31 protein-coding genes are annotated in these 26,616 nt (G+C 47.5%); 19 read left to right on the top strand and 12 right to left on the bottom strand.

Going from position 1 to position 26,616, the window contains the following annotated elements; all coding sequences use genetic code 11:
• The first annotated feature begins 5 nt into the window (after window positions 1–5).
• On the top strand, window positions 6–383 hold the full coding sequence (locus NIES2104_RS22230) for a type II toxin-antitoxin system VapC family toxin (RefSeq protein WP_059000433.1): 378 nt from the start codon (window positions 6–8) through the stop codon (window positions 381–383).
• Here NIES2104_RS22230 and bioB read toward each other — a convergent pair.
• Entirely contained in the window at window positions 380–1,330 is a 951-nt protein-coding gene (gene bioB, locus NIES2104_RS22235) for a biotin synthase BioB (protein ID WP_059000434.1), read from the bottom strand. The genes NIES2104_RS22230 and bioB overlap by 4 nt on opposite strands.
• Before the next feature lie 111 nt (window positions 1,331–1,441).
• Between bioB and NIES2104_RS22240 the strand changes: the two genes are divergently transcribed.
• From NIES2104_RS22240 to NIES2104_RS22275, 8 genes are all read left to right on the top strand, one after another.
• Window positions 1,442–2,065 (top strand): biotin transporter BioY, encoded by a 624-nt coding sequence (locus tag NIES2104_RS22240; protein WP_082690060.1) that lies wholly within the window; start codon window positions 1,442–1,444, stop codon window positions 2,063–2,065.
• A 49-nt stretch (window positions 2,066–2,114) separates the two neighbouring features.
• A complete protein-coding gene (gene lspA / locus NIES2104_RS22245) occupies window positions 2,115–2,633 on the top strand; it encodes a signal peptidase II (protein WP_059000435.1) in 519 nt (172 codons plus the stop codon).
• Between the two features lie 194 nt (window positions 2,634–2,827).
• Window positions 2,828–4,216 carry a gluconeogenesis factor YvcK family protein gene (gene yvcK / locus NIES2104_RS22250; protein ID WP_082690061.1) on the top strand — a complete coding sequence of 463 codons (1,389 nt, stop codon included), beginning with the start codon at window positions 2,828–2,830 and terminating at the stop codon, window positions 4,214–4,216.
• A gap of 39 nt (window positions 4,217–4,255) precedes the next feature.
• Window positions 4,256–4,513, top strand: coding sequence for a hypothetical protein (locus tag NIES2104_RS22255; RefSeq protein WP_059000436.1), 258 nt, complete (start codon window positions 4,256–4,258; stop codon window positions 4,511–4,513).
• 3 nt (window positions 4,514–4,516) lie between these two features.
• The gene (locus NIES2104_RS22260) at window positions 4,517–4,897 is read left to right on the top strand and encodes a PIN domain-containing protein (protein ID WP_059000438.1); all 381 of its coding nucleotides are present in this window, start codon (window positions 4,517–4,519) and stop codon (window positions 4,895–4,897) included.
• Between the two features lie 3 nt (window positions 4,898–4,900).
• Window positions 4,901–5,359, top strand: coding sequence for a tRNA (adenosine(37)-N6)-threonylcarbamoyltransferase complex ATPase subunit type 1 TsaE (tsaE, locus tag NIES2104_RS22265; RefSeq protein ID WP_059000440.1), 459 nt, complete (start codon window positions 4,901–4,903; stop codon window positions 5,357–5,359).
• A gap of 35 nt (window positions 5,360–5,394) precedes the next feature.
• Window positions 5,395–6,597: an NAD(P)/FAD-dependent oxidoreductase gene (locus NIES2104_RS22270; RefSeq protein ID WP_059000442.1), complete on the top strand. Its 1,203-nt coding sequence runs from the start codon at window positions 5,395–5,397 to the stop codon at window positions 6,595–6,597.
• 42 nt (window positions 6,598–6,639) lie between these two features.
• Complete coding sequence (locus tag NIES2104_RS22275; RefSeq protein ID WP_059000444.1) at window positions 6,640–7,281, top strand: HAD family hydrolase; 642 nt, start codon at window positions 6,640–6,642, stop codon at window positions 7,279–7,281.
• 155 nt (window positions 7,282–7,436) lie between these two features.
• Here the strand turns inward: NIES2104_RS22275 and fabI are convergent, their stop codons facing one another.
• The 3 genes from fabI to NIES2104_RS22290 form a co-directional block, all read right to left on the bottom strand.
• The gene (gene fabI / locus NIES2104_RS22280; protein ID WP_059000446.1) at window positions 7,437–8,234 is read right to left on the bottom strand and encodes an enoyl-ACP reductase FabI; all 798 of its coding nucleotides are present in this window, start codon (window positions 8,232–8,234) and stop codon (window positions 7,437–7,439) included.
• Between the two features lie 111 nt (window positions 8,235–8,345).
• On the bottom strand, window positions 8,346–8,747 hold the full coding sequence (locus NIES2104_RS22285; protein WP_059000448.1) for a ChaB family protein: 402 nt from the start codon (window positions 8,745–8,747) through the stop codon (window positions 8,346–8,348).
• A gap of 119 nt (window positions 8,748–8,866) precedes the next feature.
• Window positions 8,867–9,670, bottom strand: coding sequence for a zinc ribbon domain-containing protein (locus NIES2104_RS22290; RefSeq protein ID WP_059000449.1), 804 nt, complete (start codon window positions 9,668–9,670; stop codon window positions 8,867–8,869).
• Between the two features lie 242 nt (window positions 9,671–9,912).
• Here NIES2104_RS22290 and NIES2104_RS22295 point away from each other — a divergent pair, with 242 nt between their 5' ends.
• Window positions 9,913–10,923, top strand: a complete 1,011-nt coding sequence (locus tag NIES2104_RS22295) for a 30S ribosomal protein S1 (protein WP_059000451.1) — start codon at window positions 9,913–9,915, stop codon at window positions 10,921–10,923.
• 55 nt (window positions 10,924–10,978) lie between these two features.
• On the top strand, window positions 10,979–11,674 hold the full coding sequence (locus NIES2104_RS22300) for an HAD family hydrolase (protein ID WP_059000452.1): 696 nt from the start codon (window positions 10,979–10,981) through the stop codon (window positions 11,672–11,674).
• On the opposite strand, the gene NIES2104_RS22305 is transcribed toward NIES2104_RS22300, so the two are convergent.
• Entirely contained in the window at window positions 11,660–12,049 is a 390-nt protein-coding gene (locus tag NIES2104_RS22305) for a response regulator (RefSeq protein WP_059000454.1), read from the bottom strand. The two genes, NIES2104_RS22300 and NIES2104_RS22305, sit on opposite strands and share 15 nt — an antisense overlap.
• Window positions 12,050–12,411: 362 nt before the next feature.
• On the opposite strand from NIES2104_RS22305, the gene NIES2104_RS33080 reads away from it, so the two are divergent.
• The 3 genes from NIES2104_RS33080 (at window position 12,412) to NIES2104_RS22320 (ending at window position 14,882) form a co-directional block, all read left to right on the top strand.
• Complete coding sequence (locus tag NIES2104_RS33080) at window positions 12,412–13,986, top strand: M23 family metallopeptidase (protein WP_059000455.1); 1,575 nt, start codon at window positions 12,412–12,414, stop codon at window positions 13,984–13,986.
• Window positions 13,987–14,140: 154 nt separating this feature from the next.
• A complete protein-coding gene (locus tag NIES2104_RS22315) occupies window positions 14,141–14,347 on the top strand; it encodes a chlorophyll a/b-binding protein (protein WP_059000457.1) in 207 nt (68 codons plus the stop codon).
• A 217-nt stretch (window positions 14,348–14,564) separates the two neighbouring features.
• Window positions 14,565–14,882 carry a hypothetical protein gene (locus NIES2104_RS22320; RefSeq protein ID WP_059000459.1) on the top strand — a complete coding sequence of 106 codons (318 nt, stop codon included), beginning with the start codon at window positions 14,565–14,567 and terminating at the stop codon, window positions 14,880–14,882.
• A 143-nt stretch (window positions 14,883–15,025) separates the two neighbouring features.
• Here NIES2104_RS22320 and NIES2104_RS22325 read toward each other — a convergent pair whose 3' ends face one another.
• From NIES2104_RS22325 to NIES2104_RS22340, 4 genes are all read right to left on the bottom strand, one after another.
• On the bottom strand, window positions 15,026–15,628 hold the full coding sequence (locus tag NIES2104_RS22325) for a 7-carboxy-7-deazaguanine synthase QueE (RefSeq protein WP_156427020.1): 603 nt from the start codon (window positions 15,626–15,628) through the stop codon (window positions 15,026–15,028).
• Window positions 15,621–16,010 (bottom strand): 6-carboxytetrahydropterin synthase, encoded by a 390-nt coding sequence (locus NIES2104_RS22330; protein ID WP_059000462.1) that lies wholly within the window; start codon window positions 16,008–16,010, stop codon window positions 15,621–15,623. The genes NIES2104_RS22325 and NIES2104_RS22330 overlap by 8 nt, the downstream gene beginning before the upstream one ends.
• An 83-nt stretch (window positions 16,011–16,093) precedes the next feature.
• Window positions 16,094–17,413, bottom strand: coding sequence for an APC family permease (locus NIES2104_RS22335; RefSeq protein ID WP_059000463.1), 1,320 nt, complete (start codon window positions 17,411–17,413; stop codon window positions 16,094–16,096).
• A gap of 109 nt (window positions 17,414–17,522) precedes the next feature.
• Window positions 17,523–18,467 carry a glycosyltransferase family 2 protein gene (locus NIES2104_RS22340; protein ID WP_059000464.1) on the bottom strand — a complete coding sequence of 315 codons (945 nt, stop codon included), beginning with the start codon at window positions 18,465–18,467 and terminating at the stop codon, window positions 17,523–17,525.
• A gap of 44 nt (window positions 18,468–18,511) precedes the next feature.
• Here NIES2104_RS22340 and NIES2104_RS22345 point away from each other — a divergent pair, with 44 nt between their 5' ends.
• From NIES2104_RS22345 to NIES2104_RS22365, 5 genes are read left to right on the top strand one after another with little or no spacing between them, the layout of a single operon-like run.
• A complete protein-coding gene (locus NIES2104_RS22345) occupies window positions 18,512–19,696 on the top strand; it encodes a glycosyltransferase family 4 protein (protein WP_059000465.1) in 1,185 nt (394 codons plus the stop codon).
• 50 nt (window positions 19,697–19,746) lie between these two features.
• Window positions 19,747–21,150, top strand: coding sequence for a 3-isopropylmalate dehydratase large subunit (gene leuC, locus NIES2104_RS22350; protein ID WP_059000466.1), 1,404 nt, complete (start codon window positions 19,747–19,749; stop codon window positions 21,148–21,150).
• On the top strand, window positions 21,150–21,329 hold the full coding sequence (locus NIES2104_RS22355; RefSeq protein WP_202815105.1) for a polymorphic toxin type 33 domain-containing protein: 180 nt from the start codon (window positions 21,150–21,152) through the stop codon (window positions 21,327–21,329). Before leuC ends, NIES2104_RS22355 begins: the two co-directional genes overlap by 1 nt.
• 24 nt (window positions 21,330–21,353) lie before the next feature.
• The gene (locus NIES2104_RS22360; RefSeq protein WP_225895273.1) at window positions 21,354–21,794 is read left to right on the top strand and encodes a DUF4279 domain-containing protein; all 441 of its coding nucleotides are present in this window, start codon (window positions 21,354–21,356) and stop codon (window positions 21,792–21,794) included.
• Window positions 21,791–22,576: a class I SAM-dependent methyltransferase gene (locus tag NIES2104_RS22365; protein ID WP_059000467.1), complete on the top strand. Its 786-nt coding sequence runs from the start codon at window positions 21,791–21,793 to the stop codon at window positions 22,574–22,576. Before NIES2104_RS22360 ends, NIES2104_RS22365 begins: the two co-directional genes overlap by 4 nt.
• On the opposite strand, the gene NIES2104_RS22370 is transcribed toward NIES2104_RS22365, so the two are convergent.
• The 3 genes from NIES2104_RS22370 to NIES2104_RS22380 form a co-directional block, all read right to left on the bottom strand.
• Window positions 22,573–22,857, bottom strand: a complete 285-nt coding sequence (locus tag NIES2104_RS22370; RefSeq protein WP_059000468.1) for a type II toxin-antitoxin system mRNA interferase toxin, RelE/StbE family — start codon at window positions 22,855–22,857, stop codon at window positions 22,573–22,575. The two genes, NIES2104_RS22365 and NIES2104_RS22370, sit on opposite strands and share 4 nt — an antisense overlap.
• Window positions 22,854–23,078, bottom strand: a complete 225-nt coding sequence (locus NIES2104_RS22375) for a hypothetical protein (protein WP_059000469.1) — start codon at window positions 23,076–23,078, stop codon at window positions 22,854–22,856. The genes NIES2104_RS22370 and NIES2104_RS22375 overlap by 4 nt, the downstream gene beginning before the upstream one ends.
• A 111-nt stretch (window positions 23,079–23,189) precedes the next feature.
• Window positions 23,190–26,228 carry a plasmid replication protein, CyRepA1 family gene (locus NIES2104_RS22380; RefSeq protein ID WP_059000470.1) on the bottom strand — a complete coding sequence of 1,013 codons (3,039 nt, stop codon included), beginning with the start codon at window positions 26,226–26,228 and terminating at the stop codon, window positions 23,190–23,192.
• Window positions 26,229–26,616: the final 388 nt, after the last annotated feature.

A 26,616-nucleotide genomic window follows, 5' to 3' on the forward strand; every position in this document is an offset into this window, starting at 1 on the left:
TTTGAATGCTACTTGATACGCATACACTACTCTGGTTTCTCAGCGACGATGAGAATTTGCCTTTCTCCGTCAAACAGCAAATTGAGGCTACAGATACCGTTTTTGCCAGCATTGTTTCTCTCTGGGAAATCGCTATCAAACTCAGCATCAACAAACTGACTTTACGCACTCCTTTCGAGTCTCTCGATTCAGATATTGCTGCATCAGGAATCACAATTTTCCCGATCGTTTTTCAAGATACAGCTATCTATCGTTCTCTTCCACTCCATCACCGCGATCCGTTTGATCGAATGCTCGTCGCCCAAGCCATCAGACATTCCATCGTCCTCGTCAGCCGAGACACTATCTTAGATGCCTATCCGATTCAGCGGCTCTGGAGTTAAAGCGGTTTTGGAATCATCCCCAACCGATCGATAATCAGTTCCTCATCGTGCGATCGCTCTGGATTCGGAGCCGTTAGCAGTTTCGCACCCGTAAAGATCGAATTCGCGCCCGCAAAGAAACACATCGCTTGCAGTTCATCGCTCATCTCGGTTCGACCGGCGGACAAGCGCACCATTGCAGACGGAAAGAGAATTCGAGTCGTGGCAATCATGCGGACAAGGGCAATTCCATCGATCGGTTTTGCAGTCTCTAAGGGTGTTCCATCGATCGGAATGAGCGCATTGATTGGAATCGATTCGGGGGGCGGATCAAAAGTGGTCAGGGTTTCGAGGAGCGATAAGCGATCGTCGATCGTTTCTCCTAATCCGACAATGCCACCACAGCACACCGAAATTCCCGCATCGCTTACCGCTCGAATCGTTTCAAGTCGATCTTGATACGTCCGAGTGCTGATAATTTTGCTGTAGTACTCCTCAGACGTATCGAGATTGTGATTGTACGCAGTCAATCCTGCCTCTTTTAATTGCTGTGCCTGATGAGGTTTCAGCATTCCAAGTGTGCAACAGACTTCTAAATCTAAAGCCGCAACTTGCCGCACCATTTCCAAAACGCGATCGAACTGTGACCCGTCTCGCACTTCTCGCCAAGCTGCTCCCATACAGAACCGCGTCGATCCGCCTGCCTTTGCTGCCTTCGCTTCTTCTAACACGGCATCGATCTGCATCAATGGTTCCGGCTTTAGTCCCGTATTGTGATGCATACTCTGAGCGCAATAGCCGCAATCTTCAGGACAAGCCCCGCTCTTGATATTGCCCAACGTGCAGAACTGAACGGCTCTGGGATCGTGATGCTCTCGGTGAACCCGCTGCGCCTCAAATAACAAATCCGGAAACGGCTGATGATAAATTTGGGCGATGCGATCACGAGAAGAAACAGCAGCAATCATAAGATTCAGCCAAAGCACGATTCTTTATCATCATCGATTCTGACCTGAGATACAATCTCCACTGCCCCGAATTCTTAAAGTGGCGATCGTTCCATGTACAATTCCATGACTATGACCCGTACCCCTTTACGCCGCTCACCTGCGCGATCGCGTCGATTTCGGATTACGCTCACTGACTTACTGTGGGCGCTGATTGGGCTGATGTTAACGATCGGGGGAACGTTGTTACGGGCTTCGATAGCGGGTGTGTCTTGGAATTCGCCATCGGTTCCCCTCTATTTTCTCGGTGTGAGTTACCAGATTGGGGCGGTGTTGCTGATTGGGTGCTTGGGTGGAAAGAATGCGGCTGTGATGTCACAGATCGCTTATCTGGCGTTGGGACTGGCAGGGTTTCCGGTGTTTTCTCAGGGTGGCGGAATTCAGTATTTGAGCGCACCGAGTTTTGGGTATTTGCTGGGATTTGTTCCGGGGGCTTGGGTGTGTGGACTTTTGGCATTTAAAGCGCCGCCTCGATTGGAATCATTGGCGTTTAGCGGATTCTGTGGCTTGATTGTGATTCATGCGATCGGCATTCTTTACTTAATCCTCGGCTCGATGTTGCAGTGGATCAAATTAGAAGGATCTCTTTGGCAGGCATTTCTCACGTATTCGATCAATTTATTGCCGGGACAATTGGCGGTCACTTGTGCGATCGCAGTTCTCGCTTTCCTACTACGGCGCATGATGTTTTACTAAGCGCGTCGATTTTCTGTGAGAATTGGGATCTTACTCTCGCCATCACATCATGCTGAAAAATCGCTTTTTCTGGATTGCCGCGATCGTGGGACTGATTCTCGATCGCGTGACCAAGCTAATCGTGGTGAAAACGATGGCGTTGACGATTCCGCCTCAAGAAATTCGCGTGATTCCCGGCGTGTTGCACTGGGTTTATGTCGTGAATGACGGAGCGGCGTTTGGGATTTTGTCGGGCAGTCCGGTGCTGAGATGGTTATCGCTGATTGCAAGTGTGGCGCTGATGGCTTGGGCGTGGTTTGGACGACGCATGGCGCGATGGGAACAGTGGGGCTATGGACTGATTTTGAGCGGGGCACTGGGGAATGGAATCGATCGCTTCGTTTTGGGGCATGTGGTCGATTTTATTAAAGTTCCGTTCGTTTACGTGCCTTATCCGAATCCGTTTCCGCGCTTTGTGTGGATTCAGTTTCCGATTTTTAACTTAGCCGACATCTTTATCAATCTCGGTATTATTTGCTTATTGATTGGAATTTATCGCACCCCTGATCCACAAAAAAATCCTAACTAAATCCGTAATATCCACAGGGATCTAATAAACTTTCCGTGAATTCTTCCCGGTTGACGAAGCGAACTCGGAGAAAACAGAGTAGTTGTCAGTAATCACAATGAATCTCGCGATCGCGATTGCCCGGTTGGAATTGACAACTTAGGGTATGCTGATTCGCGAGATCAAACGCCACCTCGCGCCAGGTTGAACCCAGCATGACGACTAATCGATTTCTCAAACAAGCTATGCGCGTTTCGCGATCGTACTCGCTGCGCGTTTCGCGATCGTATTCGCGTCATCTTCCGCATCGAGCCGGTCACTGGTTTAAGTGGCTTTCTCCGGGTCTGCTGGTGAAACGCTGGATGTTTATCAGCGTGAGCGGAGTCCTGATGGTGCTTTTGGGGATCGCAATCTGGAGCCGATTGACTCCAGTGTTCTACATCATGCAGTTTTCTGGCGATTTGCTGGAACTCATGACGCGATTGATTCCAAATTACATCAGCGGTCCTTTGGTGCTGATTGCGGGGTTGCTGCTCGTGTTCTGGGGGCAAAAACGCACATTTGGATCGATTACCGAAGTGCTGATGAGCGATCGAGATGAAGAACTGGTCGATGTGCTGCTCAGTCATCGGAAGCTAAATCGCGGTGCCAAAATTGTAACGATCGGCGGCGGAACGGGATTATCAACGCTGTTGCGGGGATTAAAGACGTTTAGCGCGAATATTACCGCGATCGTGACAGTTGCGGATGATGGTGGTTCATCGGGACGATTGCGGCGTGAAATTGGCGTGTTGCCTCCCGGAGATATTCGCAATTGTATCGCGGCTCTAGCAGACGAGGAAAAGCTATTAACCGAACTGTTTCAATACCGATTCAAAGCGGGTGATGGACTGGTTGGGCACAGTTTCGGAAATTTGTTTCTCACGGTGCTAAGTGACATTACTGGCGATTTTGAACGAGCGATCGCAGCGAGTTCTAAAGTGTTAGCAATTCGCGGTCAAGTCTTACCTGCAACACTCAGCGATGTGAAACTCTGGGCGGAACTCGCAGACGGGCGATACATCGAAGGCGAATCGAATATTACCGAGGCGCGAGGGAAGATCGTCAAAATGGGCTGTAAGCCTGCAAATCCGCCTGCATTGCCGAAAGCGCTAGATGCGATCGAGGAAGCTGATTACATTGTGATTGGACCCGGAAGCTTATACACGAGCGTCATTCCGAATTTATTAGTGCCAGAAATTGCGGATGCGATCGCGGCTCGACAAGTCCCCTGCATTTACGTGTGCAATATCATGACGCAACCGGGAGAAACCGACGGGTATTCGGTGGCGGATCATATTCGGGCTATCGATCGAGCGTGTGGACGGCGCTTGTTTGATTCGGTATTGGTGCAAAAAACGTCTCCTTCTGCCAAAGCGCTCTTGCGGTATGCTCAGGAACAATCTCACCCAGTCGATTTGGATGCGGATGCGGTGGCACAATTGGAACGGCAGGTGATTCGCGCCAACATCATGATCGAGGATGCGGAAACGGGCTATGTGCGCCATGATTCGCGGAAATTGGCGCGGGTGATTTTCCGCTGGTACGAACGAGCGCGACAATGAGCTTGAATAGAATAGGATTGTGAATTAAGGGCAAAACCCATGACGTTTCACCTCGAACTGCCGTCAGACCTAGAGCATGAACTTTGTGAAGAAGCCTCTCGATTGAACTTGCCCCTGAATGAGTACATTCTGCGGGTTCTGAGCACAAGACCAGACTCGGAAAGTTTGCCGAAATCAGGGGCAGAACTGGTGCAATATTGGCAGCAGGCAGGCGTGATTGCTTCGCGTCCAGAGATTAACGATAGTCAATTTTATGCCCGAAAGCTTAGACAGCAAGCAGAGACACGAGAGCGGTAAAAGATGTATTTGGTCGATACGGATATTTTGATTGATATTCAACGAGGGCATCAACCCGCGATCGATTGGTTTAAGCAGTTACAAGAACTTCCTAGCATTCCTGGTTACGTGGTGATGGAACTGATTCAGGATGCTCAAAATATGCAGCGAGTTCGGAGCGTCCTAAAACTGGTAGCTCCTTTGTCGATCGTGTGGGCGACTGAAATGGATTGCGCTCGTGTTTTATCAGACTTCACGACTTATCACTTGTCGAACGGGTTAGGGCTACTTGATGCGCTGATTGCCGCTTGTGCTGTCGGTCGAGATGCTAAACTCTGCACATTTAATCTCAAGCATTATCAAGTGATTCCAGGTTTGGTCACAGAGCAACCTTATTCACGTTAGCCTATGACAACGATCGACTTAAAATCCGCCAACGATACGCGATCGCTCGGTCGCCAATTCGGTCAACAGTTACCCGCCGGAACTGTCCTATTACTCTACGGCGATTTGGGCAGCGGTAAAACTTCATTCGTTCAGGCGTTAGGGGAAGGCTTGGGAATTAAAGACTCGATCGAAAGCCCCACATTCACCCTAATTAACGAATATCTCACCGGACGAGTGCCGCTCTATCACTTCGATTTGTACCGATTAGAACCGCAGCAAACCGCAACGCTTTACCCAGAAATTTACTGGGAAGGAATCGAAGTTGAACCGGGAATTTGTGCGATCGAATGGGCGGAACGATTGGCATACAAACCGGATTCTTACCTCGAAATTTCACTTAGCTATCAAGACACCGGACGAAAGGCAGAAATTCGCTCGATCGGGTCTGCGAGGATTCCGAATTTAGAGATCCACACCTAGAATGAAGAGAGTTGCCCAATCGAAGCGCTCGTCTTATGTCTCACACTCCTGCAAAAATTTGTATTCTCGGTGGTGGTTTTGGAGGTCTCTACACTGCACTCCGATTACACAATCTGCCTTGGACAAAGACCGAGAAACCAGAAATTACGCTCGTGGATTCCCGCGATCGCTTTGTCTTTTCCCCTTTACTCTACGAATTGGTCACAGGCGAACTGCAATCCTGGGAAGTCGCGCCACCATACGAAGAGCTACTCGAAGGCACGTCGATTCGATTCCGTCAGTCGGCGGTGACGGAAATCAATCTCGAAACGAAACAGGTGCGGATCGAAGATGGCGGACTGCTCGATTACGATCGCTTAGTGCTCGCAATGGGCGGCGAAACTCCGATGGACATGGTTCCGGGTGCGGCAGAATTCGCGATTCCATTTAGAACAATTCAAGATGCCTATCGATTAGAAGATCGCCTGAGACAGTTAGAAAATTCAGATGCTGATAAAATTCGGATTGCGATCGTCGGTGCTGGGTATAGCGGTGTTGAACTTGCTTGCAAATTGGCAGATAAATTAGGCAATCGCGGACGAATTCGATTGATCGAACTGTCGGATCAAATTCTGCGATCGTCTTCTCCCCATAATCGAGAAGCAGCCACGAAAGCCCTCGAAGCTCGTGGAATCTGGACGGATTTAGAAACATCCGTCGAGGAAATCACCGCTGATAGTATTTCGCTGCTTTACAAAGGCGTGGTAGATACGATTCCGGTTGATTTAGTCCTTTGGACGATCGGCACTCGCATCCATGAAGTCGTGAAGAATCTGCCCCTCAAACAGAATCCACGCGGTCAAATTATCGTAACCCCAACTCTGCAAGTGGTGGATCATCCTGAGATTTTCGCGATCGGGGATTTAGCCGACTGCAAAGATGCCGACAATCAGCAAGTTCCATCGACCGCACAAGCCGCATTCCAGCAAGCCGATTACACCGGATGGAATCTTTGGGCATCGCTGAGCGATCGACCCCTCTTGCCCTTCCGCTATCAATATCTTGGCGAAATGATGACATTGGGCATCAATGAAGCCACCTTGACCGGATTGGGCATTCAATTAGAGGGAACTGCTGCCCATCTGGTTCGCCGTTTAGCCTACCTGAATCGAATGCCGACCTTGAGACACCAATTACGAGTGGGATTTAACTGGATTACTCGCCCGATCGTTACCGCATTAACTCAAAACCAGGAATAATAATCGGTGTGTATTCCTTGTTGAGTTTGAGATTGTAAAGTCATGAAGCGTCCCCATGTCGTATTTTTTGATGCGGTTGGTACATTGTTTGGGGTGCGAGGTAGTGTGGGTCAAGTTTATCGGGAGATTGCCCAACAGCACGGCGTGGAAGTCGATGCAGGAGTAATCGATCGAGCCTTTTACGAAGCCTTCAAAGCCTCGCCGCCCTGTACGTTTCCGGGTGTTGATGTGTTAGAAATTCCCCAGCTTGAACAGCAGTGGTGGAATACGATCGCGCAACAAACCTTCGATCGGGCTGAGGTTCTCGACAAGTTCGAGGATTTTTCCAGCTTTTTCTCGGATTTGTATTTCCACTTTGAAACCGCTAAGCCCTGGATGATTTATCCAGACACGTTGCCAACCCTGCAAAAACTCAGAAGTCTCAATATTCCGCTCGGCATTCTCTCGAATTTCGATTCGCGATTGTACAAAGTGCTCAGAGCGTTAGATTTGGCGGATTATTTCGATTCAGTCACGATTTCGACTGAGGCGGGAGTGGCGAAACCTGATCCGAAAATTTTCTCGATCGCGCTTGCGAAACATCAATGTGATCCTGAAAATGCGTGGCACATTGGCGATAGTTTGCAGGAAGATTACGAGGCGGCGAATGCAGCGGGATTAAGGGGGGTTTTGCTTGATCGATAAACGGATTTCGATCGTGTGGGCACGATTTGGAAAAGTCCAATACGATTAATTCTGCGTTTACCCGACGACGTAGAGACGCGAACACCAAAGGTGCAGCGAAGCTCCTAATCGCGTCTCTACCCGGATTTCGGGGATTACCCCACCGATTTCGCACATTATTCCGCCGGTTTTGATCCCGTCATCCCCATAATTTCGTAACCCGCATCCACGTAAATCACCTGTCCCGTAATCCCGCTCGACAAATCACTGCACAAAAATGCCGCCGCATTCCCGACCTCAATCTGCGTCACGGTCCGACGCAACGGCGCAACTTCTTCGACGTGGTGAATCATATCGAGAATGCCACCCACCGCAGACGAAGCCAACGTCCGAATTGGACCCGCTGAAATTGCATTCACTCGAACATTGTTTTGACCGAGTTCCGAAGCAAGATAGCGCACATTCATTTCCAAAGCTGCTTTCGCGATTCCCATCACGTTGTAGTTCGGAATCACTTTCACGCCACCTAAATACGTCAAAGTCACGATACTACCGCCCTCAGTCATCAACGGTTTCGCGGCTCCTGCCAACTGAATCAGCGAATACGCACTAATATCCAGTGCAGTTTCAAAGCCCTTCCGAGACGTTTTAGAAAAATCACCCGATAAATCGTCTTTATTCGCAAACGCCAAACAGTGAATCAAAATATCAATCTTGCCCCACTTGTCCCGCACTGTATTAAATGCGTCCTCAATCTGAGCATCATCTTGCACATTCAGCGGCAGAAACAAGCTCGGATTCAACGGCTCCGTGAGTTCTGCGACTTTCTTTTCTGCTTTGCCTTTCTCGTCGGGTAGATACGTAATGCCAATATTTGCGCCTGCTTTGTGGAGCTGTTGAGCGATGCCCCATGCGATCGATCGATTGTTCGCGATTCCCGTTACAAGTGCATTTTTTCCAGTCAGGTCTAGCATGGTTCTTCTACCGTGGTAAGCATTTATGAGGATAGCAGCAAAGGGATCGCCCCAAACGAAAACTCCGACCTCATCAGAGAAGCCGGAGTTCTGATTCTTTAGTAGTCTAAATTAGCTTGCGCTACCACCGACACCCGATCCAATGGTGCGATCGTCAGGCTGACCTTTGCGATGCCAGCTTCCATCTTGACTCCGGGCAAATCCTTGCTTGATGCTATTCCATGCCACTTTGATTGCAGCTTCACGGCTCAAACCATCTTTCTGAGAATTCTTAAATGCAGTCAAGAACACCTGATCCGAGCCGTCTAAAAGCTGATCGGTCACTTCAGCAGGCAGTTTTTCATTCTGTTCGTCAACATCATCCCGCTTGTCTGCAATTTGATCGGGAGTCGATTTTGAGGTAGATAAGTTTGCTTGCTGTTCAGGAGTCTGAACAGCATTAACGGCTTCAAGCTGGTTATCTTCAGCGCTGATTTGAGGATTTGATTGGGTTCTTTCGCTTCCGGTTGGCATAATGAATAACTCCTAGAATATTAAATCTGGAATCATCCTATGGGGATCAGCTTGCTCACACATCTTTCAAAAGAAGGTTTGTCTTAGCAAGGATCTCTATCCGGATGGGGAGTTGATTTCTACGGATTGCAGTAGGGACAGTACATTGGATCAGCTTTCTGTTCAGAAATTTTCTCTTGTGCAAACCCGCACTTTGAACAGCGATCGACAGACACTAAAATCAAATCCGTCGGACTCCCACACCAGCTACAGGGCAATCCCCGTTTCACTTCTGCTACGGTAAATCCAGGCGTTCCACACTCCGGACAGCAGTGTTTCAACTTCTTTATTAAATCTAGAGTAGCTTTCGCGATCGCTTTCATTCGCGTTGGATTGTTCATCGCTCTCATATCCGTTTCGAGGTGAACTTTTCCACTCGAAACCGCTGCTTTTAACTGATCAAAATCTCCAATTCCTTTCAAAATCTTTTCTTGATCAATCACTACTAATTTGTGCTCTGGAAATCCTATTTTCATTGCAAATTGATAAGCCTCATCGTAATTAGAAACAGTGCGATGATTGAAATTTGTTTCGGTTGAAATCGATTCTCCAACAATTTCTAAATCATTCAATGTATCAATTAAGATCACGATTTCGCGATTACAAGGCAGCATCGGAAACGAAGGATGCGGGGCGAAACTGCCTTCAGACGCGATCGCTAAATCTCCCCCGACCCGTTCAAGTGCCGCGAATGCCTTTTTTCTTGCAGCCTCTAATTGATCACCCGATCGAGCGATTTCTCGTGTAAATGTGCCAAAGCGATCGGTATTGAAATCTGTTGGAACTTGAACTTTCAAACCGAATTCCGATTCGAGAATGGGCGCGATCGCTTCCTCCTTGCGGTGCATTGTTGCCAGTACAGCAACTCGATCGTTGAACATCATCAAAACGCTCCTGACAGTCCATTCTCATTTTGCGGTCAAATCGCATCACAGAACTTCAGAATCACAGATCCGGTTCATCGCAAATTGGGTTATGATGATGCTTCTGAATACTTAATGCGTCTAAATAGATCGTTGCGAATGAAAAACGCCAGCGATCGGAAGGTGTCGGCTGCACATTAAAGTTGTGTGCGTTGCATCGAAAGGAGGCAAATTTTAACGGAGACAACTGGGAAACGTTTAGCATGGTCAATCAGAACACTTTGGACGTTGGTTTTACCCACGAGGATTTCGCGGCTCTGCTGGATAAGTACGACTATCACTTCAGTCCAGGAGATGTCGTCGCCGGAACCGTGTTTAGCTTAGAGCCAAGAGGCGCATTGATTGACATCGGTGCGAAAACGGCGGCATATATTCCGATTCAGGAAATGTCGATCAATCGCATTGATGCCCCAGAAGAGGTGCTGCAATCAAACGAAACACGCGAATTTTTCATCCTGGCGGATGAGAATGAAGATGGGCAGTTGACCCTCTCGATTCGCCGCATTGAATATATGCGGGCATGGGAACGGGTTCGCCAACTCCAGGCGGAAGATGCCACGGTACGATCGCTCGTGTTTGCGACAAATCGTGGTGGTGCGCTGGTTCGGATTGAGGGCTTACGTGGATTTATTCCCGGTTCTCACATCAGCACTCGTAAACCCAAAGAAGAATTAGTCGGTGAAGAGTTGCCTTTGAAGTTCCTAGAAGTGGACGAAGAGCGTAACCGTCTCGTTCTCAGCCATCGTCGGGCACTGGTTGAACGCAAGATGAACCGTTTGGAAGTGGGCGAAGTCGTGATCGGAACGGTTCGCGGAATCAAGCCTTACGGTGCGTTTATCGATATCGGCGGTGTCAGCGGTCTGTTGCACATTTCCGAAATTTCGCACGACCACATCGATACGCCTCACAGTGTATTTAATGTGAATGACGAAGTGAAAGTCATGATCATTGACCTCGATGCGGAGCGCGGGCGGATTTCGCTTTCGACCAAGCAGCTTGAACCAGAACCGGGTGACATGGTGAAGAACCCGCAAGTGGTTTATGACAAGGCTGAAGAGATGGCAGCGAAGTACCGCGAGAACATGAAGCAACAGGCTCAAGGTGCTGCAATTCCTGCGATCGAGATTCCGGTAGCGGTTGAAGATGCGCCTGTCGCGACCGAAGAAGTTGAAGCAATTCCAGAAGCGATTCCAGAAGCGATCGAAGCTGAATAGTTTCGATTCGTAATTAACACAATCACAGAGGGAGCAATCCCTCTTTTTTATTGGTATGGTGACTATTGTTTGTAATGGCGTTCAGTTTGAAAATATCGAGGCTGTCATTTTCGATAAAGATGGCACACTGGCAAATTCTCACCAATATCTCTGGCATTTGGCAGAAAAACGGGCGGAATTGATTGATGCAATCGTGCCTGGTCTAAAATCCAAAATTCTAGCGACCTTTGAATGTGGTAATCCAGCCGGATTAATGGCGATCGGAACACGAGAAGACGATGAGATTGCGATCGCATCTCTTCTGAACCGTGCCGATGCGCGATCAATTGTTCAATCCGCATTTCAACAAGCCGATCAACAATTACCCCGCAAAGCAACATTGACTCCGCTATATCCTGAAATCGTTGAATTACTACAATCTTTGAATTCCTTGAAGCTTGGAATTCTCTCTAGTGATATTGAACCGAATATTAGAGATTTTCTTGAGGAATATCAACTATCGGCTTACTTTCAAGGAATGATTGGCGCACAGCCAGGAATCAGTAAGCCGAACCCGAAATTATTGTTTTTGATTTGCAAAGTCTTGAATGTTGAGCCTGAGGCGGCGCTAGTGATCGGAGACACGATCGCAGATACGACATTAACGCCTCGATCAATTGGCGTGACTTGGGGCGGAAATACGATCGCGCAATTAATCGGAGCAGGCGCGATCGCACATTATCCCTCTGATATTCGACTAAGCCACACGTGAGTGCGACTGTGTGTAGTTCGCCACTTTGTCCAGTAGCTCATCAAAATCGATCGGCTTGCGGATCAAATCATTTGCACCTACTTCACGGTAGGGCTTCTGGAAAAATTCATCGTGTGCAGTTAGAAGCACGATCGGCATTGACGCAAATTTTTCATGCTGGCGAACTTGGCGCGTCACTTCGTAGCCATTCAATCCCGGCATCATGATATCGAGCAAAAGAATATCGGGATTAATTTGTTCCAGTCTATCTAAGGCAGCCTTGCCGCTCTGTGCAGTTTCGACGATATAGCCCTCAGACTCTAGAACCGTCTGGAGCAGAACTAGATTATCTGCGATGTCATCTACGACAAGAATTCGATGATTGTTCAACAGCATGATCAAGGGTTTTGTTAAAACGGCTTTGGGCAAACACGGTTAGAGCGCTTAGTCTACCAGGATACTCTTTCGTACGGAGTCGATCGCTCTAACTCTAGGTAGATTGTGATGAATCGATTCACAGTGATTAAGTCATGAAGCGATCGAAGTTTCCTCCGTAATTGGCGCAGGAAACTTCGGGGTTTTCGCAGAAAGATAGCTCCGGAATAGTCGATCGAATCTTTAGACCGCGCCAATTTACGGAAACTTCTATAAAGAATTCATGAAGATCACCGTACACTGACTCAGAATCGTTCGATTTTTCCTGAAATCTCCGGGGAAATGCGTACAGGCTAGATGTCCCTCCATCGGCTGAATTCTTCATGTTAGAACTCATCCCTTCGCTGTTTGCTCAACAGCAACTGAAGCAACCAGCAGTCCCGGTACAATCGATCGAGCAATCTGCAACTCAAACCCCGACTTCTGTTGTAACTCCAACCTCTGCGATCGCGACTCCGGAATCCGTGTTCGTTTCGATTCCCGCAACCCCTACCCCCGCTCCAGTCCCTACCCCCAGCACCGTGACCCCGATTACGTCAAAACTTTCTCTTCCCCAAGTTCCTCAAAAACCAGTTCCCGTCACGCCCCAAACTGTCACGACTCCACAGCCTGTAGAATCGTCAGTTGTCACCGAATCGAAACCCGTCACCAATTCCATAAAGAAACCCGTCACAGTCAATCGAACAACTCCCGTAAAACTCACTGAGCGATCGCGTCCTGTTCCTTCAGTGACCCCGACGAAGAAACCAGCCGTTCAGACCGTCCCCAAAATCGAAGCAGCAGGCATCGAGATCCCCGTCCCAAAACCCGCCACCCAAGCCGCTCCAAAAACTCCGACGACAGCCATTGAAATCCCGGTGCCCAAACCTCCGATTCAAGCGGCTCCGACCACTCCCAGCCAGGCACAAAAACAGCTTTTAGAACAACGTCTTGCCGACATCGTATCGAGAGATCGAGAAGCAAAACAAGCTCAACAGCGTGATACCTTAGTCGCTCGTGCCTACAGTCTTGCCACTCAGCGACGATTTGCCCAAGCGAGAAAACTGCTTCAAGATCCAAGCATTTCAGCCGAGATGCGCGATCAGATTTTGAGCAATATCAATTCGCTTGAATCTGCAAGTCGCACAGTCGGTGTAACTCCGATCAAAGAACCTGTTAAAAAACCTGCTCGTCCAACTGTTGCAGCCCGAAAACCTTCTACCAAAGTTGCAAGAGCGCCTCAAACTTCTCCACGACAACAGGCAATTACAATTCAAGTTCCGAGAGCGATTCAATCTCTACCGATTCAACGTCGATCGCCGATTCCAAATTCGACTTCTCCGATCGCATCCGACGATTCCACAGGTCAATATATCGATCAACTCGTCACCCCTCCAAAAAATCTCCAAGCCTTCAACCGCAACTTACCGCAAACCACAGCGAAAGGTCAGATTGTCTACCCCTTACCCGAACCTGTCCCCGTCACCTCTGGATTCGGTTGGCGGCGGCATCCAGTGACCGGGGTTCGACGATTCCATGCAGGAGTCGATTTAGGAGCCGCACAAGGAACCCCTGTAATTGCATCGCGTGGGGGGAAAGTCACCGTTGCCGATCGCATGGGCGGTTATGGATTAGCGATCGTCATGCAGCAACCTAACGGCAAGCAAGACACCCTCTACGCTCACCTGTCTCAAATCTATGTTCGTCCAGGCGAGAAGATTCAACCTGGAATGATCATTGGACGGGTGGGAAGTACTGGACTTTCAACCGGACCGCATTTGCATTATGAAGCGCGCCAAATGACAAATTCGGGCTGGACTGCTGTGAATCCAGGAGCACAGATCGAAGCAGCACGAGCGAGACTCGTACAAGCTCGACAGCAAGAAGAGCGATCGACCTCGACGGGTCAAGGAGGTTAAGGCTGCATCTGTGAAAAGTTCGATTGTCATTCTGTCAATAGCAAGAGTCAAATCTTGACCCCATAGAGATAGGAAAACTTTCGGTGCAGTTTCTAGTATGAAGGAACGTTAATCAAAAACGTGTTGGAGCTACTACTAATTCGGAGTACATACCATGCAAACTCGAAACAGCACTGACTTACCTCCTGTTGCTACTGAATACAACGGTAAAGACCGCAACGCATTTCTATTTGGTTGGAATCCTCAAGCAGAACTTTGGAACGGTCGCTTGGCGATGATCGGCTTCTTGGCATATCTGCTGTGGGATTTGGCTGGATTTAGCGTGTTGCGCGATGTCCTACACTTAATCAGCTATCGATAAATCTCGAACCTAATTGTTAAAAAGCTCCTGATGTTGGCTCATCAGGAGCTTTTTACTGTCATCAATCCAAAGATAGAGATGTACGAACTGAAGCATGGAAGCGTAATTAACTTTCATCTACAACAATTCATAGAACTTGCTCCATTTTAAGGATAAAAAAGAAACGCAGCACGTACAATATTAGTGAATTGTTGGCTTAACAAGTCTGAGAACGCAAATGGTGAACAGAAAATCCAATGCGGCAGTCAAGGTAAAAACAACGATGCTCGATCAAGCAGCATCATTGTTAGATGATCTGCCTGAAAAACCGGAAGCAACGGTTTCACTTCGACAAGCGATCGAACTTTTACAAGATGACCTTAGAAGTTCGCTCGATAAAGGCTACGGATACGAAGAGCTTGCAGGTGTGCTTGCAGAACAGGGAATAGAGATAAGTCCTTCGACGTTGAAGCGCTATTTGGCACTGAGTCAGAAAGAATCGGGTCGCCCTCGCAGAAGACGCACCCGACGAACGAAACCAGAAGATGAAGAGTGAAAATCAAAAGACCACAGAAATTATTAAACTGTGGTCTTTTTGTTGTTATTGAAGGTTTGATCGCTTCGTTGCAATTCCGCCCCGGAATGGAATTCGGGGCTAATAGTGCGAAGTCCACTGAAGGGGACTGAAGAACGATCGCTTTATTGAACACCCAACAATTTGTGAGTTTGTAAACTGATTCGCCATTCTGGATGTCGTTTGACATACTCGAAAATTAAATTCAAGCTTTCCTTGTGACTCCATTCGGGCTGTAAATAGCGAATCACACGATCGCTAACTTTCTCAGATTCTCGCTCCGCCCATTCAAGGTCTTTCGCTTCAGAAATGACGATTTTCAACTCATCAGCATGAGCATAAACACTTTCATGCGGTGGCTTGGATTGTTTCGGGGAGAGCGTTACCCAATCGAACTCACCACTAAACGGATGTGCACCGGATGTTTCTAAGTGCAATCGTTGTTTGGCTTGGTGAAGTGCTCTAGTTAATTCTGTGAGGTCGTGCATCAGAGGTTCGCCTCCCGTGATGACCACGATCGCACTCTTTGCCGCCGTTGCACTCTGAACTAATTGCGCGATCGACTGTTGCGGATGACGTTTCGCGCTCCAAGATTCCTTGGTATCACAAAACCAGCACCCGACATCACACAGCGCCAATCGGATGAAAAACGCACTCGTTCCCGTCCAAGCACCTTCACCCTGAACAGAATGAAACGTTTCGACGATCGGAAATGTTTTTTCAATCATCCTCATACTCCGCCCACGAATTCGGAGTTTCAGAGACAGCAACTTTTAATTTGATATCAGCGGGAAGCTCTTTCTTGGTTTTGTCATAGATATATTTGGCGATCATTTCTGCGGTCGTTTCGTATCCTTCTGGCAGCACTTCGTTTAACACACAGTGATCGAGTCCGCCTTTGAACACATCTTTTTTTGCCCATCGCAACGTTCTAAAATCCGCAACCATCACTGGATGTGGGCAATATTCGGACGCATGAAGCTGAGGCGCGATCGCGCTAATTTTCACCGTGTAGGTATGTCCGTGCATCCGACCACAAGGACCGTTATAATCGCGAATCCAATGCGCCGCACTGAAGGTAAATTCTGTTGATAAAGTCCACTTAGGCATAAGGCTGGATCAAATCGTTGCTCATCTATCCTAGAAGATCGCGATCGCGAAAGATTTATTAAACCACGATCGCGCTTGTAAATTTACTCTTCAGACCGAGTGAGCGACCCTTTCATAAAGATATTTCGCAGCACAATCAACAACAATCCAACCGCCATAAATGCCAGTCCTAACTGCTTGCTCTCATTCGAGGCAAAGCCAATCAAACCGATGTTCAGCAACAATGCCAAAGCGGGAACAAACCCTGGAACTCGAAATCCTGAAGATTGAGGAGCTTGCCGTTTGATCACGAGCAGCGAAACATTCACCAAACAGAACATGACTAGAATCAAGGTTGCGGTCGCTCCAGCTAACAGTTGAATCGTGCCTGAGACGGCAAGCGCGATCGCGAGTGGAACAATCACGAAAAAGGTGCGATACGGTGTCGATCGTTCTGGATGCAATCGACTAAACCAAGCAGGCAACAGTCCTTCCCGCGACATGCCATAAATCAATCGCGATGCTGTGACGAAGTTTAATAGCGCGGTATTAAGCACTGCGAATGCTGCAATGATCGTGAAGGTAATCGGTGGAATCGCAGGCTGAGCGCGACGAACCACATCGAGCAAGGGAGCTTTTGAAGCTGCCAACGTCACCGGATCGAGAACTTGAACAGAGAGCCAGGAAACGAGAATGTAAACGACTCCCGCGATCGAGAGTGCAAGTACGATCGCTCTTGGCACATTGCGTTCTGGATTTTGCACTTCTTCTGCCACATTCACCACATCCTCAAAGCCAATAAAGGCATAGAACGCGAGTGCTGCTCCTTGAATCACTGCAACCCATCCGACTTCTTGCGGTGTTGGAGTGACAGGAGCCGTTGCCACATTTCCACCGAGTAGGAAAAGCGATGTTACCAGAATGACGATAATCAGCCCCGAAACTTCGAGTGTGGTACACAGCACGTTCAAAGCTGAAGATTCTTTCATTCCTCGAAAATTTACAAACGTCAGACCTGCAAACAACGCGAGAACGATTAGCCATTCAGGAAGCCCCGGAGCCACCGCAAGCACATATCCGGCAAAGGCTCTAGAGATCGTCGCCATCGAAATAACGCAGGTGCAAAACATCAACCAGCCCACCAGCGTCGAAAGCCAATCGTTGCGAAAGGCTCGATGCACAAAGTAAGCGACACCTCCACTTTTCGGGAATCGACTTCCCATCTCGGCATAGCTCAACGCCGTAAAAGCAGCTACAACCATCGCCACTACAAACGAAGCCCAGACTAAACTTCCAGAGATTCCAGCAATCCGACCCACGACTGCATAAATTCCCGCCCCTAGAATGTCGCCCACACCATAGATCACGAGCGTGGGTAATCCAAAAACGCGCTTGAGTGAATCCGCTTCTGCATTCGGTTCCATAAGCCTGCTTGCACCTATACTTTCCGTCAGTATAGAGGGTACAAATAGACCCTCTTGTTGAATTACTTACAAAGCTTTAGGTAACACAGATGCAAATTGATCCGCCTAATCATGCCTTGATTTTTCGCATTGTCTGAAAGAGTATTTGTCTCAACGATTTTGGCACCAGAGAAAGTGTAAGTCCAATATAGGCTTTCGTCACCGAGGCAGACTGACCGAGCCGCACTAATTCCCGTCCGCGCTCTGTTTCCCCAATTTCAATTAATCTCAGTCCAAGCAACAATTGTGTTTCAGCAAGGCGCGATCGACGAATTTCTTCCAGTCCCGACGTAAACCGGAAATTCTCTAAATAGCTCAGCTTGTCTTTCAAGTAGGGAATGGCTCGATCGAGTCCTTGCTGCTCTGGATGTACCCGATATTCCATCAATCGCTGTGGAAGGTAATAGCCTTGTTTTCCAGCTAGTATTAATCGCACAAATAAATCATTGTCTTCACAGTTCTGAATATTTGGGCGCATATAATCAACGTCCTGTAACGCCTGCATTCTAAATAGCGTTGCACCGATTTGAAAACTCTGTTTTACAAATACTGTTTCTAAGAGTGCTGGAGGAATTCCTTCTGATAGTTCAGTTCTGCCCCATTTTTGCGAATTCTTTTCGGTGAATTCAAGATCTCGCTGATTGTCGGAATCGATGATCCAATGATCCGTTCCAACAAAGTTGATCGCTGAATTTTGATCAAGAATTTCGCTGGTTTTCTCTAGAAATTCTGGAGCTAAGCGATCGTCATCATCGAATTTGATGAAATACGTTCCGGTCGCGGCTTCATAGCCCGATCGCATATTGTTACTTTTACCAACATTGCGAGGATGACGAATGTATTGAACACGCGGATCAGTGTAGCGTTCCATCAGTTGCGGAGTTCCATCTTGAGAGCCATCATCGCAGATAATCAGTTCCCAATCTGAAATCGTTTGAGCGAAAACACTGTCGATCGCGAACGGCAAAAAGTGGGCGCGATTATACGTAGGGATACAGACACTAATTTTGGGCATACCGAGAGCAGATTAGTTTCCCTCAATATCGACACGATCGAGCCATGAATATCCTCATGTTGTCTACAACGTTCCCTTATCCCCCAACCAAAGGCGGAACACAGGTTCGGACATTTCACTTACTGAAGTATCTCAATCAAGCTCACAATGTTACGGTTCTCACTCAGCGAAGTGCAGATGTGAGTGATGCTGAGATTAAAGCACTACGGGAATTCACAGGCGAATTAGTCGTATTTGAGAAAGCGCCTCAAGCTTCAAGTAAGCTACAACGATTTGCAGAGTTTCTCATCAAAGGAACGCCGCCGAGTGTGCGATCGAACTTTTCCCCAGCAATGCAAGCTTGGATTGATCAACACATTGAGAAATTTGATGTCATCACTTGTGAACATTCAGTGAATGAAATCTATGTGCGCCCGGAGTTTCAACAGAAAAAGATCGTGAATGTTCATAGCTCGGTGTATGGCTCTTGTAAGAATCAATTACAGACGGGAACTTCTGAGAATCAATTACGCGATCGTATCAATCTTCCACTTCTAAAACGCTACGAGAAACGCTACTGTCAGAAATTCACAAACATTGTAGTTACAACTGATGACGATCGCGCTCAATTACAAGCGTTTAATCCGACTGCTGAAATTGATGTGATTCCAAACGGTGTCGATTTTGCAGCATTTCCTTATCGCACCAATGATCTAGGTGGTCATCATCTGATCTTCATTGGTGCAATGGATAACTTAGCGAACATTGATGCAGCAAAGTTTTTGAGCTTAGAAATTCTGCCGCAACTTGAGGCAATTTATCCCGATGTCACACTGTCGCTTGTGGGCGCACGTCCGACCGCAGAAATTCAACAATTAGGCAAAAAGAACATCACTGTAACTGGGCAAGTTGAATCGATCGCGGATTATTTACATCAAGCGACCGTTTGCGTGATTCCGATGCGAACCGGATACGGAATCAAAAATAAAACACTCGAAGCAATGGCAGCAGGAATACCGATCGTGTCAAGCGATCGAGGTTTAGAAGGTTTGCAATCCGAGCATCGCGCACTTCGAGCGAATTCAATCAATGAATATGTTGCAGCGATTTCGTGGTTGTTTGAAGATGGGAATTTACGATCGCAACTTTCGCAAAATGCGCGATCGCTCGTCGAAACTGAATACACTTGGGAACGGGCAGGGCGGCAATATTTACAGGTTTTGGAGAGATCCTCACAAGTCGAGATTTGACGCGGTAAGATAAGTCTTTGCTTGTATACGCCACCACAATAAAAATTGCCATGAGTACCGGGACATTGTTCGATAAAGTCTGGGATTTGCACACCGTCGGGGTTCTGCCATCGGGACAAACTCAACTATTCATCGGGCTACATCTCATTCACGAAGTCACCAGCCCGCAAGCGTTTTCAATGTTGCGAGAACGCGGACTAACAGTTCTGTTTCCCGAAAGAACCGTTGCCACCGTCGATCACATCATTCCGACTGACAATCTCGCTCGTCCTTTTCTCGACTCAATGGCAGAAGAAATGCTCCAAGAGCTTGAGAAAAACACATCATCGAACAATATTCGCTTTTATCCGGTGGGTTCCGGTAGCCAGGGAATTGTTCACGTCATTGCACCCGAACAAGGATGGACTCAGCCCGGAATGACGATCGCGTGTGGAGACAGTCACACTTCAACACATGGCGCATTCGGCGCGATCGCATTCGGCATCGGAACCAGCCAAGTCCGCGATGTGCTTGCTTCTCAAACTCTGGCACTTTCAAAACTGAAAGTCAGAAAAATCGAAGTGAATGGCAATCTCAACCCTGGCGTATACGCAAAAGATGTCATCCTCCACATCATTCGCAAACTTGGTGTAAAGGGCGGTGTTGGATACGCCTACGAATTCGCTGGAACAACCTTTGAACAAATGAGCATGGAAGAACGGATGACCGTTTGTAATATGTCGATCGAAGGTGGTGCCCGTTGCGGATACGTCAATCCTGATCAAATCACCTACGATTATTTGCAAGGTCGCGATTTTGCTCCAAAAGGCGAAGAATGGGAAAAAGCGATCGACTGGTGGAATAGCCTTCGCAGTGATGCTGATGCTGTTTACGATGACGTGATCGTTTTCGATGCGGCTGATATTGCTCCCACTGTGACTTGGGGTATTACTCCAGGACAGGGAATCGGTGTTAACGAAACGGTTCCAACTCCGGACGTAATGCCAGAAGATGAACAAGCGATCGCACTCGAAGCCTATCAATACATGGATTTGCAACCGGGCAAACCATTGCAGGGAACGAAGATCGATGTGTGCTTTATCGGAAGCTGTACGAATGGGCGAATTTCTGACCTGAGAGAAGCAGCACGAGTGGCTCAAGGGCGACGAGTTGCAGACGGCGTGAAAGCGTTTGTCGTGCCGGGATCAGAGCGGGTAAAATCCCAAGCGGAACAGGAAGGACTCGATCGTATTTTCACAGAAGCCGGATTCGAGTGGCGCGAACCGGGTTGCTCGATGTGTTTGGCAATGAATCCAGACAAGCTACAAGGTCGGCAAATCAGCGCATCTTCATCGAATCGCAACTTCAAAGGACGGCAGGGATCGTCTTCGGGTCGTACTTTGTTGATGAGTCCGGCGATGGTGGCAGCGGCAGCAATCACCGGGAAGGTGACAGATGTGCGTGAATTGATCTGATGGAAAGCGATCGCGACTGGCAACAAGATCAACTGTTGAGCAGTGGCGAGATTGCTAAACTAAAGCAATCAGAAATCGATGTTCATGAACTCAAAGGCGGACGAGGCGCTAGTAAGCTCGACCTTTACAAAGATAAAGATGGCAATATCTATATCTTTGTAAAGGTGGAAGCGGTGTAGGAGAGCCAACAGGTCTAAACATCAATGATTTCTGATTGCTTTATGGTTGGAGCAAATGAGATGAATGCTGAAGTGTATGCAGAATTCAGTTTAACGGGAATCAACTTGAATCCTGAAGAGGTGACATCGAAAATCGGAATTCAACCGACCAAAACATGGTTAAAAGATGAGCTAATCTCACCGAAAGCAAAGATCCGTTATCAGCAGAATGGGTGGAAATTACGATCGCATTTAGACACTTCCGACGATTTAGAGGAGCATTTCCGAGTTGTTCTAGATCAACTTAAACAAGGCTGGCAACCTTTAGTAGAAATGTGTTCGGTCTATGATGCCGAATTTTGCGGTGTAGTTTATACATCTGGCGATCGTCCTACGATCCACTTTGATAAAGAGATTCTCAAAGCTGTTCTACAACTGAATGCAGAAATTGATGTTGATCTCTATGTTCTGCCACTTGAGTCATGAGCTACAAACAGCAAATCACTGATTTTTACAACGCTAGAACGAATTACGATAATGATGTAACTCGGAATCGAGCGATCGCACTTTTCGACTATGCCAGCCCACAGATCGGACAATCCGTTTTAGATGTTGCAACGGGGACGGGAAATATTGCGATCGGAGCCGCGAAAAGAGTCGGCGCAAATGGTTCTGTGATTGGAATCGATATCGCTACAGAATTACTCAAGATTGCTCGACAAAAAGCACAGAATTTATCCAATGTTCAGTGGATTGAAGTCGCTGTCGAAGAATATCAGCCTTCAATTCAGTTCGACGCGATTTATTGTTCTTTTGCGATCGTCCTTTTCTCCAACATTCCCGCAATTCTAAGCAACTGGTGTCGCTCTCTCAACCCCAGTGGATTCATTGCTTTTACTTGCTCGTCTGAAGATTCTTATTTTGCATTGTCGATCGTCGAAGCCTGTGCAAAACATGGTGTTATCCTTCCGAATTTGCATGAACTATTAGGAACACCGGAGCGAATTCAGCAGGTATTAACTCAAGCAAATTTCACTCAAATTGAAATTTATCCGCGTCAACTCGGAACTTATATGACATTGGAAAAAGCTCAGAGCCGTTGGAATGGAAGATTTTGGCTGCATCAAGAGAATCCATTGTTAGAGCTAGAACCGGAGAAGATTCAGCAGATCAAAGCGAGTTACGATGCAGCGATCGCGCAATTGGAAAGCGATCGAGGAGTCTGGCACGAAGAACTCATTTATTATGTTGTCGCTCGAAAGATTTAGTACACTTCATCGTGAGAACCAATATCGATGAGTACGATCGCTTCTTCTGTTTCTTCGTCCAATTGCTCAAATTTGAACACAATGCGACAGTCATATTCGACTGAGCAAGCCCACAAACCTTTTAGTTCACCCTGAAGTTTGTGAGTTTTGAGTGAGGGTGTGAAGGGATCGGTTTCTAAGAGCGATAGGACCTCAGTGACTTTCGATCGAAGATCAGGACGATTTTTTCCACGTTTTTTCAGAGCGCGACGAAAGCTTTCATCAAACAGTAAAGTTCTCATTCCTCATCCCCGAAGATGTCTGCCATGATTTCGGCAGCCGTCCCGCGTTTGGCAGTTCCATTTCTGACAGCTTCCAGGGTCTTTTCTGCATTTTGAGCAATCTCCTGACGGCGTTTGAGGATTCGACGCTTTTGAATCAAATCGATCAACACATCTTGTTCCTCTTCTGAAAGGTCTTCAACCAATTCGACCACGGTTTGAAAGGAAATCGCTTGACTCATTGGAATAGTTTGTTGAATGTCGTTGACTCGATTATACGAAGTCGCTTCATTGATGTTTCGCGCCGAATTCCTTTCCAGGGTAAAACAGCAACGAACGATATAAGGATCTTCTTAAGCCGATCGCTCAATCCATTCATCAATCTCCGAAAAATCATTACAGCCTGTCACTTCCATCAGCGTTTGCAGCATGGAGAGGTCTTGTTTTTCCCATTCCGCCAAGATTGAATTGCGATCGTCTTCCGGTGGAAAGTATTTGTAAATCCGCAATCCGCCGCGTCGTCCATCAGGAGCCACCGCACGACCTGTACAGGTGAGTTTGACTCCGATTTTGCCAAGTAGGGTTTGAACAATAGCGATCGGGGCGAGCTTCTCGGTCACAGTGAAGTTAAACAACGCTTTCATATCGTCACGGCATTCTAAGGCAGTCGTGGCAACGAATTGAACGAGATCATCAGTCGCGAGAATTCTTTCGCCAGGTTTGAGGAATTCGGGGATTTTTAGCGATCGTAATGCCTCAACTTGAGCCGTTAAGAGCTTCACGTCCTGAATCGAGATCTTTCCATCTCCTCGTTCTAGATGATCTTCAAGTTCCTGCATGTCGTGTAGGCGAACGTATTCAGGATTGCGTGTTAGATAGTAATACAAGCGCAGTTGGGTATGCCAGCCATCATCATCTTTAAGTTTTATCTCTGGTGTAATCGTTTCTACGTTGTATTTCTGTTTTAGTTCGTGTTTACGTTTGCTGTAACGTTTCTGGATCGTTTGGTTTGCTTGTTCTTTGAGTTCGTAGTATTCTTCAGGTGTAATTTCGGGAGAATCGGAAACCGCGATCGCTTCAGCCGTTTGGTTCCGAGTCCGAATCGCGGAAATCACTTGAGCAATGCGATCGCAGACTTTCAGATCGTGCCGCGCTTCTAAGAACTCAAATCCTGAAACCGTTAGAACGCCAGATTTTAGATTGTCGATCGTTTGTTCGGTGATCGGCAACTGTCCAAACATTTTGGTTAAATCATCGGTCACTAAGGTGACAGAATGCCCTTCGAGTAACAATCCATTCCGAAATTCACGACGATATCGCCAGAGAGACGCATTCACTCGTGCCGCCATTTTTGCCCAGGTGCGAAGTGCGATCGGATTACTCTGCTCATCCAAATCGAAATCGATATCTTTTAGTAGTGCAATGTTGTACTGAACTGATTTCTTCACCGATTGCGCCACATCTCGATAGTTACAGCTTCCGTTGCCGATTTTTCCAGGTCCAAAGTGTGCTGCCCAGACATAGCGGGGAATCGGTTCGCGGACTCGTGCTAGAGCTTGCCGGGATTCAGAATCGGGAGTCACACCTTGAAAGATTCCGAACACGCCTTTGAAATGATTGCGAATGTCGATCGATACTCCAGTTCCGATCGTCGGTGTCGCTAAAACAATATCGTAATCACCAACGACATCATTGATTTTTTCAGCGATATGATAGGCAGCGTGATCAGGATCAGAAACAGTTTCGCTATCAATTCTGAGAATGCGTTTATCAGAAAATTGTAGCTTGAGATAAGTTTCTAGATTCTTGGAACTCCAACGCCCGCGCACTTTTTGAGAATCGAGACAAACAAAGATCGCCCCAGTTTGCAAGACCGATTCCATTCGATCGATTAACGGTGCAGGGTTCTTCGTGTCGTACAGCGAAACATCCCAAGCAATCTCAGGTTTCCACTCATTCACGACAACCCAAGGAGTGACCGGAGTTTCTGCCAATCCGCGCAGATAATCAATACTGACATCAGACAAATCCGCGTCTTGTGCAATCACTAAGCCGCCCGTTTCGAGAACAGTTTCAATCAATTCGCGCAGTGTTTCCAAAATTCTGACGCGCTGATAATAGCAAGTTGCACTATTCAAAGCGTGCCATAACACTTGTTCGACTTCATCGAGAATGACGATCGCGCCTTCCCATTCTGCCGGATTAAACCGCGCCTTGGAATTCGGATGCAGCGAATCAATACACAGTCCATAGCTATCTGGATTCTCGGAATTGAGCGCGTCAGTGATCCAATCAATTCCGATACTTTGGCAGATTGCTTTACCGAGTTGGATTCGATGCGTGATCACGAGAATTTTACGATCGCACTCTTTAATCAATCCTTGGAGCGCCGTCGTTTTTCCAGTTCCTTTTGCACTTTTAATACAAGCTAAACCGGATTCTGGATAAGGCAGATCGCCCAGATACGGCTGATTTAATGTAAGGGAAGGTGAATAGGTTAGTGACCATAATTGTGATGCTTGCCAGAATTCGAGCTGCGTCGCTGATTCATATAATTTTGTAAACGCATCAGCACCACGAGCGACAACGAAATCATCAACGCCTTTTTCAGCACCCGGTAGTGCAATAACTTTAACTTGACAGCCAGCATGGGTTAAGAGTTGTCCTAAACGAGTAGTAGCAAGAAAAATATTTTGTAAGGTTCTCGGCTTCGTTTCGTAATCGAAACAGATGTGAAACGATCGTTGATCCGTTGCAAAATGTCCGAGTTCTGCAATCAGTTGCCGAGTCTCACGGCGATACCCACTAAAGATGCCCGGAAGCGCGATCGCTGGATACCCCAAACTAAGTAAACATCCGGCTTTTTTCTCACCTTCAGTTAAGACGATCGGTAAATTATTTCTCCAGACCCATTCCCAAAAATTCGTTGCGCCATTGATTGCAATCTCAAATCGTTCTGCCACTTTCATCCAAATTCGCATCGGGATATCTAGCAGAATCAAACGGCTCGAACCTTTACCAAGACTCGGACTGAGGTATTTTGCAGGCTTGTTTTTTTGTCGATCGACGACCGGCGTATCCGGCTTAAACCGTCCCCATTCCATACGCTGCCAGTGATTCAGCGGATCAACACCACTCACCCACCAGCCGCGAACCGATTCCCGCGCTTGATTTCCAAACCGGGTCACTTTCCAGTTGAGAAGTTCAGCGATCGGGTAATTCGCCTCACGGGTAAACGGATCAACTTCAGTGTCTTCAAGCGTTCTCACATTTCGGTGAATGATCTCCGGATCAACACCGCTCATCAACCATTCTTGTTCGTGATCGGAAGCGAGGTTACCACCGATCGATTTTGCTGCTCCAGAGGGAGCAATTCTGAGGGAAGTCACCATCAGCCCTGCTCCTTCTGGAATAAATTTGCAGACGAAACTAGCGCAGAAATGCTGCACCTGATACAATGCTTAGACATAGAAATCAAGCCCAATCTTTTTTGGGCAAACAAGGTTATCAACCCCTTTAGCTGACTGTGGTAGGGAAGCTTTAGGGGTTTTGCTTATGGAGTCGAAATTCTAGATTGGCAACGTTGTAGCGGTGGTAGTCGCCCAAAATCGCACAATCCCATTCGAGACAAACAAGGTTCCGTCAGGCAATGGTGGTAGACATCTCCGACGTGGAAAGCAGATTAACACTGATCCAGTCGAGGCTCAAGAGGGTGTGGATCGCTGATCCGCGAAAGTTACAGGCGATGAATACGGGCGCGTTAGCAGGAAAACGAGACGG

Origin of the sequence: Leptolyngbya sp. NIES-2104, assembly GCF_001485215.1 — a bacterium.
GTDB lineage: Bacteria > Cyanobacteriota > Cyanobacteriia > Leptolyngbyales > Leptolyngbyaceae > Leptolyngbya.

Excerpts from the sequence above, each read along its gene's own strand:
- NIES2104_RS22230 (WP_059000433.1), top strand. The coding sequence starts at position 6 with ATGCTACTTGATACGCATACACTACTCTGGTTTCTCAGCGACGATGAG.
- bioB (WP_059000434.1), bottom strand. The coding sequence starts at position 1,330 with ATGATTGCTGCTGTTTCTTCTCGTGATCGCATCGCCCAAATTTATCAT.
- NIES2104_RS22240 (WP_082690060.1), top strand. The coding sequence starts at position 1,442 with ATGACCCGTACCCCTTTACGCCGCTCACCTGCGCGATCGCGTCGATTT.
- lspA (WP_059000435.1), top strand. The coding sequence starts at position 2,115 with ATGCTGAAAAATCGCTTTTTCTGGATTGCCGCGATCGTGGGACTGATT.
- yvcK (WP_082690061.1), top strand. The coding sequence starts at position 2,828 with ATGACGACTAATCGATTTCTCAAACAAGCTATGCGCGTTTCGCGATCG.
- NIES2104_RS22255 (WP_059000436.1), top strand. The coding sequence starts at position 4,256 with ATGACGTTTCACCTCGAACTGCCGTCAGACCTAGAGCATGAACTTTGT.
- NIES2104_RS22260 (WP_059000438.1), top strand. The coding sequence starts at position 4,517 with ATGTATTTGGTCGATACGGATATTTTGATTGATATTCAACGAGGGCAT.
- tsaE (WP_059000440.1), top strand. The coding sequence starts at position 4,901 with ATGACAACGATCGACTTAAAATCCGCCAACGATACGCGATCGCTCGGT.
- NIES2104_RS22270 (WP_059000442.1), top strand. The coding sequence starts at position 5,395 with ATGTCTCACACTCCTGCAAAAATTTGTATTCTCGGTGGTGGTTTTGGA.
- NIES2104_RS22275 (WP_059000444.1), top strand. The coding sequence starts at position 6,640 with ATGAAGCGTCCCCATGTCGTATTTTTTGATGCGGTTGGTACATTGTTT.
- fabI (WP_059000446.1), bottom strand. The coding sequence starts at position 8,234 with ATGCTAGACCTGACTGGAAAAAATGCACTTGTAACGGGAATCGCGAAC.
- NIES2104_RS22285 (WP_059000448.1), bottom strand. The coding sequence starts at position 8,747 with ATGCCAACCGGAAGCGAAAGAACCCAATCAAATCCTCAAATCAGCGCT.
- NIES2104_RS22290 (WP_059000449.1), bottom strand. The coding sequence starts at position 9,670 with ATGATGTTCAACGATCGAGTTGCTGTACTGGCAACAATGCACCGCAAG.
- NIES2104_RS22295 (WP_059000451.1), top strand. The coding sequence starts at position 9,913 with ATGGTCAATCAGAACACTTTGGACGTTGGTTTTACCCACGAGGATTTC.
- NIES2104_RS22300 (WP_059000452.1), top strand. The coding sequence starts at position 10,979 with ATGGTGACTATTGTTTGTAATGGCGTTCAGTTTGAAAATATCGAGGCT.
- NIES2104_RS22305 (WP_059000454.1), bottom strand. The coding sequence starts at position 12,049 with ATGCTGTTGAACAATCATCGAATTCTTGTCGTAGATGACATCGCAGAT.
- NIES2104_RS33080 (WP_059000455.1), top strand. The coding sequence starts at position 12,412 with ATGTTAGAACTCATCCCTTCGCTGTTTGCTCAACAGCAACTGAAGCAA.
- NIES2104_RS22315 (WP_059000457.1), top strand. The coding sequence starts at position 14,141 with ATGCAAACTCGAAACAGCACTGACTTACCTCCTGTTGCTACTGAATAC.
- NIES2104_RS22320 (WP_059000459.1), top strand. The coding sequence starts at position 14,565 with ATGGTGAACAGAAAATCCAATGCGGCAGTCAAGGTAAAAACAACGATG.
- NIES2104_RS22325 (WP_156427020.1), bottom strand. The coding sequence starts at position 15,628 with ATGATTGAAAAAACATTTCCGATCGTCGAAACGTTTCATTCTGTTCAG.
- NIES2104_RS22330 (WP_059000462.1), bottom strand. The coding sequence starts at position 16,010 with ATGCCTAAGTGGACTTTATCAACAGAATTTACCTTCAGTGCGGCGCAT.
- NIES2104_RS22335 (WP_059000463.1), bottom strand. The coding sequence starts at position 17,413 with ATGGAACCGAATGCAGAAGCGGATTCACTCAAGCGCGTTTTTGGATTA.
- NIES2104_RS22340 (WP_059000464.1), bottom strand. The coding sequence starts at position 18,467 with ATGCCCAAAATTAGTGTCTGTATCCCTACGTATAATCGCGCCCACTTT.
- NIES2104_RS22345 (WP_059000465.1), top strand. The coding sequence starts at position 18,512 with ATGAATATCCTCATGTTGTCTACAACGTTCCCTTATCCCCCAACCAAA.
- leuC (WP_059000466.1), top strand. The coding sequence starts at position 19,747 with ATGAGTACCGGGACATTGTTCGATAAAGTCTGGGATTTGCACACCGTC.
- NIES2104_RS22355 (WP_202815105.1), top strand. The coding sequence starts at position 21,150 with ATGGAAAGCGATCGCGACTGGCAACAAGATCAACTGTTGAGCAGTGGC.
- NIES2104_RS22360 (WP_225895273.1), top strand. The coding sequence starts at position 21,354 with ATGATTTCTGATTGCTTTATGGTTGGAGCAAATGAGATGAATGCTGAA.
- NIES2104_RS22365 (WP_059000467.1), top strand. The coding sequence starts at position 21,791 with ATGAGCTACAAACAGCAAATCACTGATTTTTACAACGCTAGAACGAAT.
- NIES2104_RS22370 (WP_059000468.1), bottom strand. The coding sequence starts at position 22,857 with ATGAGAACTTTACTGTTTGATGAAAGCTTTCGTCGCGCTCTGAAAAAA.
- NIES2104_RS22375 (WP_059000469.1), bottom strand. The coding sequence starts at position 23,078 with ATGAGTCAAGCGATTTCCTTTCAAACCGTGGTCGAATTGGTTGAAGAC.
- NIES2104_RS22380 (WP_059000470.1), bottom strand. The coding sequence starts at position 26,228 with ATGGTGACTTCCCTCAGAATTGCTCCCTCTGGAGCAGCAAAATCGATC.